A 10,958-nucleotide genomic window follows, 5' to 3' on the forward strand; every position below is an offset into this window, starting at 1 on the left:
CCGCCCCGAACGCGGCGCGTCGCTCAGAGTCCCGACTCGGCCGTGCGGACCAGGATCCGGTCGCACTCCGGGCACTGCACGACCTCGTCGTCGGCGGCACGACGGACGGCCTCGAGGTCGGACCCGGTGAGCGTGATCGTGCAGCCGCCGCACGTGCGCTGGCGCAGGAGCGCCGCGCCGATGCCGCCGCCGCGCACCCGGCGGTCCTCGTAGAAGCGCAGCAGGTCGTCGGGGATCGTCCCGGCGAGGGTCGCCCGATCGCGCTCGGCCTGCTCGCGCTCCGTGCCGAGGCCCCCGGCCGCGTCGTCGCGGGCCGCCTCGAGCGACGCCGTCGACTCGGCGAGCTCGGCGCGCTCGCGATCGATTCCGGCCACGTGGGCCTCGGCCTCCTCGACCTTCTCCATCACGATGAGCTCGGCGTCCTCGAGGTCGCTGAGGCGCTTCCGGAGCGATGCGAGCTCGGCCTCGAGCGCCTGGACGTCCTTCAGCGACGAGGTGTGCGTCAGCCGGTCGCCGTCGCGCGCGATGCGCTTCTCGACCACCTCGACGTCGGACTCGATGCGTCCGAGCTCGGTCCGTGCGTCCTCGAGGGTCCCGACCGCCTCGGCGCGCCGGCCGCGGACCGCGGTGTCGCGCTCCGCGAGCGAGGCGAGCTCGGCCGTCTGGGGCAGTGAGCGGAGGCGGTGGGCGAGCTGCTGCAGACGGGTGTCGACGGCCTGGAGGCGGAGCAGCTGCTCCTGGTCGGCGGGGCTGGCCTTCACGTGGTGCTCCTCGTGGGTTCGGGGTGGATCGAGGTCTGGGCGTTCGGCGTCGGACGGGTCACTGGACGACCTGGAAGTCCCACGGGTCGGTGCGGAGGTCGCTCACCACGACCTCGAGCTCGGGGTGCGCCTCGCGGAGCTCCCGGGCAGCGGCATCCAGCCAGAGCCACTCGCTCGCCCAGTGCGAGACGTCGACGAGTGCGGGGCCGCCGCCGAGCATCGCCTGCTCGCGGGCCTCGGAGGCCGGGTGGTGACGCAGGTCGGCGGTGACGTACGCGTCGGCGGTGCGCACGGCCTCGTGCGACAGGAGCGAGTCGCCGGCACCGCCGCAGACGGCGACGGTCCCGACGGGGTCGTCGAACCCGCCGGCGACGCGCACGCCCGTCGCCGTGGGCGGCAGGATGTCCGCGAGGCGGCGCGCGAGGCGGCCGAGCGTCGTCGGTTCGGCGAGGCGCCCCACGCGACCGAGTCCGCGCGCGGCATCCGTCGCGTTCGGCACGATCGGAGCGACCTCGACGAGGCCGAGGCGCTCGGCGAGCACCGCGGAGGTGCCGGTCTCGACGATGTCGGCGTTCGTGTGCGCCCCCACGAGCGCGCAGTCGGCGCGGATGAGCTTCGCGAGCAGCGCGCCCTTGTAGCGGTCCTCCGCGATCGACGTGACGCCGCGGAGCAGCAGCGGATGGTGCGCCACGACCAGGTCGGCGCCGGAGGCGACGGCCTCGTCGACGGTCGCCGCGACGGCGTCGACCGTCAGCAGGACGCGCTCGACGTCGCGCGACGGATCGCCGGTCACGAGCCCGGGCGCATCCCACGGCTCGGCGCCGGCAGCAGGCCAGAGTCGTTCCACGGTCGAGAGGACGTCGGCGAGGCGGACTGGCACCCACTCACCCTATCGCCGCCGCGGGCTCCGGCCCGGTCGAGGGTGATCGATCGACGGTGGGCCCTGCCGGGCTCGAACCGACGACATCCACGGTGTAAGCGTGGCGCTCTACCAACTGAGCTAAAGGCCCCTCGCCGCGTGCGGCGGCACTTCGATCGTAGCGTCGCGCGGACGCGGCATCCGCTCGCCCTCGCCTAACCGAGCGATGCGAGAGCCTCGCGATACGCCTCGAGCGGGCGCGCCTCCCCGGGCGCAGCCTCGAACGACGAGCGGATGACGCCGTCGGCACCGATCGCGAACGACGCGCGCCGCGCGAACCCGGCCGCCTCGTCGAAGGCGCCGTAGGCACGCGCGACCGCGCCGTGCGGCCAGAAGTCGGAGAGGAGGGTCAGCCCGATGTGCTCCTCCTCCGCCCATGCTCGCAGCGCGTGCTTCGAGTCGACCGAGGCGACGAACAGCTCGGCGCCCGCGGCCTCGAACATCGGCAGAGCGGCATCCAGCTCGCCCAGTTCGCGAGTGCAGATGCGGGAGAAGGCGAACGGCACGAACGCGAGGACCACGGGCCGGATGCCGCGCCGATCGCCGAGGCGCTGCGGCGCGCCGTGCTGATCGGGCAGTGCGAATCCGGGGGCGAGCGCCCCGTGGCCGAGGATCACGAGCGCCTCCCTCGGGTTCCGTCTGGACGCGCGCCAGCCTAGCCCGCCATGCCGCCCCGTAGAATCACTAGGATGGCGTGGTGCCCCCCGACCGTGACCCGGTCTTCGTCGTGCGCAACGCACGGTCAAGAGGCACGATCTGCTGAAGAGAGAGGTCGAGTGTGACTGTCAACGACCAGGACCCGTACTCGGTCGAGGCGATGGACTCCGATCCGGAGGAGACCAACGAGTGGGCGGAGTCCCTCGACGCCCTCGTCGCCGAGAAGGGCCACCAGCGCGGGCGCGAGATCATGCTCAGCCTGCTCAAGCGCTCCAAGGAGCTCCACCTCGGCGTCCCGATGGTGCCGACCACGGACTACCTGAACACCATCGCGCCGGAGAACGAGCCGGAGTTCCCCGGCGACGAGGAGCTCGAGCGGCGCTACCGCGCGTGGATCCGCTGGAACGCCGCGATGACCGTGCACCGCGCGCAGCGACCCGGCATCGCCGTCGGCGGCCACATCTCGACGTACGCGTCGTCGGCCGCGCTCTACGAGGTCGGCTTCAACCACTTCTTCCGCGGCCAGGACCACCCGGGCGGCGGCGACCAGATCTTCGTCCAGGGTCACGCCTCCCCCGGCACCTACGCCCGGGCGTTCCTCGAGGGACGGCTCTCGACCGACCAGCTCGACGGCTTCCGCCAGGAGAAGTCGCACGCGCCGGCGGGCCTCTCGTCGTACCCGCACCCGCGGCTCATGCCCGAGTTCTGGCAGTTCCCGACCGTGTCGATGGGACTCGGCCCGATCAACGCGATCTACCAGGCGCAGGCGAACAAGTACCTCACCAACCGCGGCATCAAGGACGCCTCCGACCAGCACGTCTGGGCATTCCTCGGCGACGGCGAGATGGACGAGGTCGAGAGCCGCGGCCAGCTCCAGGTCGCCGCGAACGAGGGCCTCGACAACCTCACCTTCGTCATCAACTGCAACCTGCAGCGGCTCGACGGCCCCGTGCGCGGCAACGGCAAGATCATCCAGGAGCTCGAGAGCTTCTTCCGCGGCGCCGGCTGGAACGTCATCAAGGTCGTCTGGGGCCGCGAGTGGGACGACCTGCTCGCACGCGACCACGACGGCGCGCTGCGCAACCTCATGAACGTGACGCCCGACGGCGACTACCAGACCTATAAGGCGGAGTCCGGCGCGTACGTGCGCGAGAACTTCTTCGGCCGCGACCCCCGCGCGCTCGAGCTCGTCAAGGACCTCTCGGACGAGCAGATCTGGAACCTCAAGCGCGGCGGCCACGACTACCGCAAGGTCTACGCGGCGTTCAAGGCCGCGACCGAGCACAAGGGCCAGCCCACCGTCATCCTCGCCAAGACCATCAAGGGCTACGGCCTCGGTCCGGCCTTCGAGGGGCGCAACGCGACGCACCAGATGAAGAAGATGACGCTGGACAACCTGAAGACGTTCCGCGACACCATGCGCATCCCGATCTCCGACGCGCAGCTGGAGGAGAACCCCTACCTCCCGCCGTACTACCACCCCGGCCACGACGACGAGGCGATCCAGTACCTCCACGAGCGTCGCCGCGAGCTCGGCGGCTACCTGCCCGAGCGCCGGTCGAACCACACCGCGATCTCGCTGCCCGACGACTCGGCGTACGCGATCGCGAAGAAGGGGTCGGGCACGCAGGAGATCGCGACGACCATGGCGTTCGTCCGGCTCCTGAAGGACCTCATGCGGTCGAAGGACTTCGGCAACCGCATCGTGCCGATCATCCCCGACGAGGCCCGCACCTTCGGCATGGACGCGTTCTTCCCGAACGCGAAGATCTACAACCCGATGGGCCAGCACTACACGTCGGTCGACCGCGAGCTGCTCCTGGCCTACAAGGAGAGCCCGCAGGGCCAGATCGTCCACGTCGGCATCAACGAGGCCGGCGCGCTCGCGGCGTTCACGGCCGTCGGCACGTCGTACTCGACGCAGGGCGAGCCGCTCATCCCGATCTACGTCTTCTACTCGATGTTCGGGTTCCAGCGCACGGGCGACGCGATGTGGGCGGCGGGCGACCAGATGGCTCGCGGCTTCATCATCGGCGCGACGGCCGGCCGGACCACGCTCACGGGCGAGGGCCTGCAGCACGCCGACGGCCACTCGCCGCTGCTCGCGGCGACGAACCCCGCGGTCGTCTCGTATGACCCCGCCTACGGCTACGAGATCGGCCACATCATGCGGTCGGGCCTCGACCGCATGTACGGCGGCAGCCACGCCGACCCCAACGTCATGTACTACCTGACGGTCTACAACGAGCCGCTCGTGCAGCCCGCCGAGCCCGAGTCGGTCGACGTGGACGGCATCGTCCGCGGCATCCACCGCATCGCGGAGGGCTCGGGCGACGGCCCGAAGGCCCAGCTGCTCGCCTCGGGCGTCGCGGTTCCGTGGATCATCGAGGCGCAGCACCTGCTCGCGCAGGACTGGGGCATCTCGGCCGACGTGTGGTCGGTGACCAGCTGGTCGGAGCTCGCGCGCGACGGCCTCCGTGCCGACGAGCACAACTTCCTCCACCCGGAGGCCGACCGCCACGTGCCGTACCTGACGCAGAAGCTCGCGGGCGCCCGCGGACCCTTCGTCGCGGTGTCCGACTACATGCACGCCGTGCAGGAGCAGATCCGGCCGTACGTGCCGGGCCAGTACGCGACGCTCGGCGCCGACGGCTTCGGCTTCTCCGACACACGTCCGGCGGCCCGTCGGTTCTTCAAGATCGACGGTCCCTCGGTCGTGGTCCGGACGCTGCAGCTCCTCGCCGAGCGCGGCGAGGTCGATCGCTCGCTCCCGGCGCAGGCGATCGAGCGGTACCGGCTCCACGACGTGAACGCGGGCACGACCGGCAACGCCGGCGGCGAGAGCTAGCAGGCGTTCCGACGGTGGCGACGAAGCCCAGGACCAAGGCGGAGACCCTCGCATGGTTGCGCACCATCTCGGGTGAGCTCTCGACGCAGACGCTGAAGCGTCTGGAGGACACGCTGCCCTGGTACGGCGAGATGCCGCCGAGCCGGCGCTCGGCGGTGGGCCTCGTCGCCCAGGCGGGCATCTCGTCGTTCATCGCCTGGTTCGACGATCCGCGGTCGACGCCGTGGATCGCCGCCGACGTGTTCGGCGCGGCGCCGCGAGAGCTCCTCCGCTCGGTGAGCCTGCAGCAGACGCTGCAGCTCATCCGCGTCACGGTCGAGGTCGTCGAGGAGCGCGTCAAGGACGGCGGCGAGCCGCTGCGCGAGGCGATCCTGCTCTACTCGCGCGAGATCGCCTTCGCGGCCGCCGACGTCTACGCGCGTGCCGCCGAGGCGCGCGGCCTCTGGGACGCGCGCCTCGAGGCGCTCGTCGTCGACTCGATCCTGTCGGGCGAGTACGACGACGAACTGCCGAGCCGCATCGCGGCCCTCGGCTGGCACGGCCACGGCGAGGTCGCGGTGCTCGTCGGCACGGCGCCGAAGCTCTTCGACGTCGACCAGGTGCGCCGCGCGGCCCGGCACATGCACGCCGACGTCCTCATCGGCGTGCAGGGCAACCGGCTCGTCGTCGTCATCGGGCGGGCCGAGCCGCGCGGCGGCGACTCCGACGAGTCGGTGGGCACGTCGCCCGCGCTCTCGTTCATGGAGATCGCCACGCAACTCGAGTCGAACTTCGGGCCCGGGCACCTCGTCCTCGGGCACGAGGTCCCCAACCTCGTCGACGCGTCCAAGAGCGCGAAGGCGGCGCTGGCCGGCTTCGCCGTCGCACGGTCGTGGCGTCACGCGCCCCGGCCGGTGCACGCCGACGACCTCCTCCCCGAGCGCGCGCTCGCGGGCGACCCGCTCGCCCGCGCGACGCTCGTGCACCGCATCTACCGTCCGCTCCAGGCGCACTCGACCGAGCTGCTCACGACGCTCTGGAGCTACCTCGACAACGGCCGGTCGCTCGAGGCGACGGCGCGCGAGCTGTTCGTCCATCCGAACACGGTCCGGTACCGCCTGAAGCGCGTCTCCGACGTGATCGGGTGGGATGCCACGGGCGCGCGCGAGGCGCTGATCCTGCAGTCGGCGCTGATCATCGGGTCGATGAGCGACCACGAGTCGACGCCGCGCCGTCGTCCGTCGAACTGACGCGCGGTATGTGAGGGCGGAACAAGCGTCCGCCGGATACCTTGTGGCGAGTGCACACACATCGCCCGCGCGGGATTGGCAGACTGAGACGGTGATCGTCGTCGTCTGCCCTGGTCAGGGCTCCCAGACCCCCGGTTTCCTCGCACCCTGGCTCGCCGAGCCGGCGTTCGCCGACCGCCTCTCGGCGCTCTCCGACGCCGCCGGAGTCGACCTCGCGCTGCACGGCACCGAGAGCGACGCCGACACGATCCGCGACACCGCGATCGCCCAGCCGCTGATCGTCGCGGCCGGCATCCTCGCCTTCGACGCACTCACGGCCGACGGTCGCGCCGCGCGCCTCGGGGGCGTCGCGGGCCACTCGGTCGGCGAGATCACCGCAGCCGCCGCGACGGGCGTCCTCGCCGATGCCGACGCGATGCGGTTCGTCGCCGAGCGCGGTCGGGCCATGGCGGATGCCGCTGCGCTCGTCGCCACGGGCATGAGCGCCGTCATCGGCGCCGACGAGGCCGACCTGCTCGCGCGTCTCGAGGCACTCGGCCTCGAGCCCGCGAACTTCAACGGCGGCGGCCAGATCGTCGTCGCGGGCGCGCTCGACGCGCTCGAGCAGCTGAAGGCCGAGCCGCCCGCCGGCGCGCGCGTCATCCCGCTGCAGGTCGCCGGTGCGTTCCACACGCGCTACATGCGGCCCGCACGCGAGCGCCTCGCAGAGGTCGCCGCCGGCTTCTCGCCGGCCGACCCCGAGCAGACGCTCTGGACGAACCGCGACGGTTCGGCCGTGGCATCCGGCAACGCCTTCGTCGACCTGCTGGTCGGCCAGGTCGCCTCTCCCGTCCGCTGGGACCACTGCATGGCCTCCTTCGCCGACGCCGGCGTGACCGGGATCATCGAACTCGCACCGGCCGGCGCCCTGGTCGGCCTCGCCAAGCGAGCGCTGAAGGGCCTGCCGACCGTCGCCGTCAAGACCCCCGACGACCTCCCCGCCGCGATCGAGCTCCTCGAGCAGCAGGCCGCCTGAACCCCGCACCCCACGACACGAGAGAACGCATGACGCACCCCACGCTCAGCCAGTCGACCGGTCCCGCCTACACCCGCCTGTACTCGGTGGGCGCCGCACGCGGCGACAACGCGGTCCCGAACGACGACCTCGTCGGCCCGATCGACTCGTCCGACGAATGGATCCAGCAGCGCACGGGCATCATCACCCGCGCTCGCGCGGGCGCCGACGTGCTCGCGGTCGACCTGGCGACGGATGCCGCGCGCGAGGCGATCGCGCGATCTGGCGTGCCCGCGGACGAGATCGACCTCGTGATCGTCGCGACCATCTCGAACGTCCAGCAGACGCCGTCGATCGCGGCGGTCGTCGCCGACCGGGTCGGCGCGAACCCGGCGGCCGCCTACGACATGAACGCCGCGTGCGCCGGCTACGCCTACGCGGTCGCGCAGGCCGACGCCCTCATCCGCGCGGGCGCCGCGACGTACGCGCTCGTGATCGGCGCCGAGAAGCTCTCCGACGTCGTCGACCCGACCGACCGCACGATCTCGTTCCTCCTCGGCGACGGTGCGGGCGCGGTCGTCGTCGGCCCGAGCGACGAGCCGGCCATCGCGCCGACCGTGTGGGGCTCGGACGGCTCGAAGGCGGGCGCCGTGGGCATGAACCACACGCTGGTGGAGTTCCGCGACGGCGCCTCCGAGTGGCCGACGCTCCGGCAGGAGGGCCAGACGGTCTTCCGCTGGGCCGTGTGGGACATGGCGAAGGTCGCCAAGGAGGCGCTGGATGCCGCGGGCGTCACGTCCGACGACCTCGCCGCCTTCATCCCCCACCAGGCGAACATGCGCATCATCGACGAGTTCGCCAAGCAGCTGAAGCTCCCCGACACCGTCGTGATCGGGCGAGACATCGCGACGACCGGCAACACGTCTGCCGCGTCCATCCCGCTCGCGATGCACCGACTGCTCGAGGAGCACCCCGAGCTGTCCGGAGGGCTCGCCCTCCAGATCGGCTTCGGCGCCGGACTCGTGTTCGGCGCCCAAGTGGTGGTTCTGCCCTGAGCCGCCGACCCCCGTCCATCTAGACTGTGTCTCGGTCATACGAGACACCCCTGCAAGGAGAAGAACCATGGCAGCGACCCGCGAAGAAGTGCTTGGCGGCCTGGCCGAGCTGATCAACGACGAGACCGGCATCGCGACCGACACGGTCGAGCTCGACAAGTCGTTCACCGACGACCTCGACATCGACTCCATCTCGATGATGACGATCGTCGTCAACGCCGAGGAGAAGTTCGACGTCAAGATCCCCGACGAAGAGGTCAAGAACCTCAAGACCGTCGGTGACGCCGTCGACTTCATCGTCAACGCGCAGGCCTAGTGACGTGCGGACGGGCCGGCGTGCGCCGGCCCGTCCGTTCCGTTCGCACGCCTCTCGTTCCCATCGCCCCATCGGAGTGACTTCGTATGACCAAGAAGATCGTGATCACGGGCATCGGTGCGACCACGCCGATCGGCGGCACCGCCCGTGACAGTTGGAAGGCCCTGCTCGCCGGCGAGTCCGGCGCGCGCACCCTCGAGCAGGAGTGGGTCGGGCAGTACGAGCTGCCCGTGACCTTCGCCGCGACGGCCCAGGTGCAGCCCGCCGACGTGCTCGAGCGCCACGAGCTCAAGCGCCTCGACCCGTCCAGCCAGTTCGCCCTCATCGCCGGGCGCGAGGCGTGGGCGGATGCCGGTGCGCCCGAGGTCGCCCCGGAGCGACTCGCCATCGACTGGGCGACCGGCATCGGCGGCGTCTGGACGCTGCTCGACGCGTGGGACACCCTGCGCGAGCGCGGCCCCCGCCGCGTGCTGCCGATGACCGTGCCGATGCTGATGCCGAACGGCCCGGGCGCCGCGGTCGGCATGGACCTGCACGCGCGAGCGGGCATCCGCACCGTCGTGTCGGCCTGCGCGTCGAGCACCGAGTCGCTCGTCAACGCGTGGGAGCACCTGCAGGACGGCGTCGCCGACGTCGTCATCGCGGGCGGCTCCGAGGCGGCGATCCATCCGGTGACCATCGCCTCGTTCTCGTCGATGCAGGCCCTCTCCCGCCGCAACGACGACCCGGCGATCGCCTCGCGTCCGTACGACGTCGGCCGCGACGGCTTCGTCATGGGCGAGGGCGCCGCGGCGCTCGTCCTCGAGACGGAGGAGCACGCGAAGGCGCGCGGTGCGCGCATCTACGCCGAGCTGCTCGGCGGCGCCATCACGAGCGACGCGTACCACATCACGGCGCCCGACCCCGAGGGTTCGGCGGCGGCGCGCGCGATGAAGGCCGCGATCGAGGGTGCGGGCGCGAGCCTCGCCGACGTGCGTCACGTCAACGCGCACGCGACGAGCACCCCCGTCGGCGACATCGCCGAGTACAACGCGCTGCGGCGCGTCTTCGGCGACGCGCTCGACGACATCGCCGTGACCGCGACGAAGGCCTCGACCGGGCACCTGCTCGGCGGCGCCGGCGCGATCGAGTCGATCTTCACGGTGCTGGCGCTCCACGAGCGCACCGCTCCCCCGACGATCAACCTCGACGACCAGGACCCGGAGATCCCGCTCGACGTGGTGACCTCGCCGCGTCCGCTCGGCGACGGCGACCTCGTCGCCATCAGCAACTCGTTCGGCTTCGGCGGGCACAACGCGGTCGCCGCGTTCCGCGCCGTCTGACGAACAGCGGATGCCGCGGCATCCGTCGCATGCATCGGGCCCCGATCGCCTCACGGCGTCGGGGCCCGATGCAGTCCACCGCCTGCGGTTTCGCTCGTACGCCCCCGGGACCTTCGTCGACCGGTCGACGCGTCACGCCACCTCGCGGTGCGCGTCAGCCCACGCGGTGCAGCCAGATCACCGGGGCGAAGTCGCTCGCGTGCCGGAACGGCTCGAGCTCGTCGTCCCACGCCTGGCCCAGCGCGAGCCTCAGCTCGCGATGCAGCTCGCCCGCGTCGAACGCGGCGACCTCCATCGCGTAGCGGATGCGGTCCTCGGGGATCACGACGTTGCCCGCCGTGTCGGTCTGCGCGTAGTACACGCCGAGTTCGGGCGTGTGCATCCAGCGGGCCCCATCGGAGTCCATGCCCGGGTCCTCGCTCACCTCGAAGCGCAGCTGCTCCCAGCCTCGCAGCGCGGACGCGATCCGCGCACCCGATCCGGGCTCGCCGATCCACGAGAACTCGGTCCTCACCGTGCCCGGCAGGACGGGCTGCTCGGTCCACTCGAAGTTCACGGGAGTGCCGAGGGCGCGACCGACCGCCCACTCGACGTGCGGGCCGACCGCCCGCGGGGACGAGTGCACGAACAGCATGCCTCGCGCGGCGCGCTGGGCCCGCGTGACCTGTTCCGCCATCTCCTGCTCCGTTCCTCGTGAGGTGCGTCTTCCCCTACGACCTCTGGACCGGTGCCTGGCGGCGGTGGCGTGTTCGGTTGTGACGAGCGTGTCGTCAGGTCGAGTATGCCCCGGTTCGCCCGGGCTGACAAGGAGAATCCGCGGCGATCCGCGGCGCAGGCGCTAAACTCCCTACTCGGTG

General features: G+C 71.7%; 10 protein-coding genes and 1 tRNA gene. 6 read left to right on the forward strand and 5 right to left on the reverse strand.

What is annotated here, in order from left to right; translation table 11 throughout:
* Positions 1-23: 23 nt before the first annotated feature.
* The 4 genes from GLX25_RS07115 to GLX25_RS07130 form a co-directional block, all read right to left on the reverse strand.
* The gene (locus tag GLX25_RS07115; protein ID WP_166548565.1) at positions 24-761 is read right to left on the reverse strand and encodes a zinc ribbon domain-containing protein; all 738 of its coding nucleotides are present in this window, start codon (positions 759-761) and stop codon (positions 24-26) included.
* A gap of 58 nt (positions 762-819) precedes the next feature.
* Positions 820-1,641, reverse strand: coding sequence for a Nif3-like dinuclear metal center hexameric protein (locus GLX25_RS07120; RefSeq protein WP_166548566.1), 822 nt, complete (start codon positions 1,639-1,641; stop codon positions 820-822).
* Positions 1,642-1,698: 57 nt separating this feature from the next.
* Positions 1,699-1,771: transfer RNA gene (locus GLX25_RS07125), tRNA-Val, on the reverse strand.
* Between the two features lie 64 nt (positions 1,772-1,835).
* Positions 1,836-2,297 (reverse strand): peroxiredoxin, encoded by a 462-nt coding sequence (locus tag GLX25_RS07130; RefSeq protein WP_166548567.1) that lies wholly within the window; start codon positions 2,295-2,297, stop codon positions 1,836-1,838.
* Positions 2,298-2,458: 161 nt separating this feature from the next.
* On the opposite strand from GLX25_RS07130, the gene aceE reads away from it, so the two are divergent.
* From aceE to GLX25_RS07160, 6 genes are all read left to right on the forward strand, one after another.
* Positions 2,459-5,185, forward strand: coding sequence for a pyruvate dehydrogenase (acetyl-transferring), homodimeric type (gene aceE / locus GLX25_RS07135; RefSeq protein ID WP_166548568.1), 2,727 nt, complete (start codon positions 2,459-2,461; stop codon positions 5,183-5,185).
* Positions 5,186-5,199: 14 nt separating this feature from the next.
* Positions 5,200-6,414 carry a PucR family transcriptional regulator gene (locus GLX25_RS07140; RefSeq protein ID WP_166548569.1) on the forward strand — a complete coding sequence of 405 codons (1,215 nt, stop codon included), beginning with the start codon at positions 5,200-5,202 and terminating at the stop codon, positions 6,412-6,414.
* Positions 6,415-6,505: 91 nt separating this feature from the next.
* Positions 6,506-7,429, forward strand: a complete 924-nt coding sequence (locus GLX25_RS07145; RefSeq protein ID WP_166548570.1) for an ACP S-malonyltransferase — start codon at positions 6,506-6,508, stop codon at positions 7,427-7,429.
* 29 nt (positions 7,430-7,458) lie between these two features.
* Positions 7,459-8,463 carry a beta-ketoacyl-ACP synthase III gene (locus GLX25_RS07150; protein WP_155841651.1) on the forward strand — a complete coding sequence of 335 codons (1,005 nt, stop codon included), beginning with the start codon at positions 7,459-7,461 and terminating at the stop codon, positions 8,461-8,463.
* A 67-nt stretch (positions 8,464-8,530) separates the two neighbouring features.
* Positions 8,531-8,779, forward strand: a complete 249-nt coding sequence (locus GLX25_RS07155; RefSeq protein WP_155841654.1) for an acyl carrier protein — start codon at positions 8,531-8,533, stop codon at positions 8,777-8,779.
* 86 nt (positions 8,780-8,865) lie between these two features.
* The gene (locus tag GLX25_RS07160; protein ID WP_155841656.1) at positions 8,866-10,101 is read left to right on the forward strand and encodes a beta-ketoacyl-[acyl-carrier-protein] synthase family protein; all 1,236 of its coding nucleotides are present in this window, start codon (positions 8,866-8,868) and stop codon (positions 10,099-10,101) included.
* A 154-nt stretch (positions 10,102-10,255) separates the two neighbouring features.
* Here GLX25_RS07160 and GLX25_RS07165 read toward each other — a convergent pair whose 3' ends face one another.
* Positions 10,256-10,777: a DUF3145 domain-containing protein gene (locus GLX25_RS07165; protein ID WP_240898221.1), complete on the reverse strand. Its 522-nt coding sequence runs from the start codon at positions 10,775-10,777 to the stop codon at positions 10,256-10,258.
* Positions 10,778-10,958: the final 181 nt, after the last annotated feature.

Origin of the sequence: Agromyces luteolus (genome assembly GCF_009729855.1) — a bacterium.
GTDB classification, from domain to species: Bacteria; Actinomycetota; Actinomycetes; order Actinomycetales; family Microbacteriaceae; genus Agromyces; species Agromyces luteolus.

Excerpts from the sequence above, each read along its gene's own strand:
- GLX25_RS07165 (WP_240898221.1), bottom strand. The coding sequence starts at position 10,777 with ATGGCGGAACAGGTCACGCGGGCCCAGCGCGCCGCGCGAGGCATGCTG.
- GLX25_RS07160 (WP_155841656.1), top strand. The coding sequence starts at position 8,866 with ATGACCAAGAAGATCGTGATCACGGGCATCGGTGCGACCACGCCGATC.
- GLX25_RS07155 (WP_155841654.1), top strand. The coding sequence starts at position 8,531 with ATGGCAGCGACCCGCGAAGAAGTGCTTGGCGGCCTGGCCGAGCTGATC.
- GLX25_RS07150 (WP_155841651.1), top strand. The coding sequence starts at position 7,459 with ATGACGCACCCCACGCTCAGCCAGTCGACCGGTCCCGCCTACACCCGC.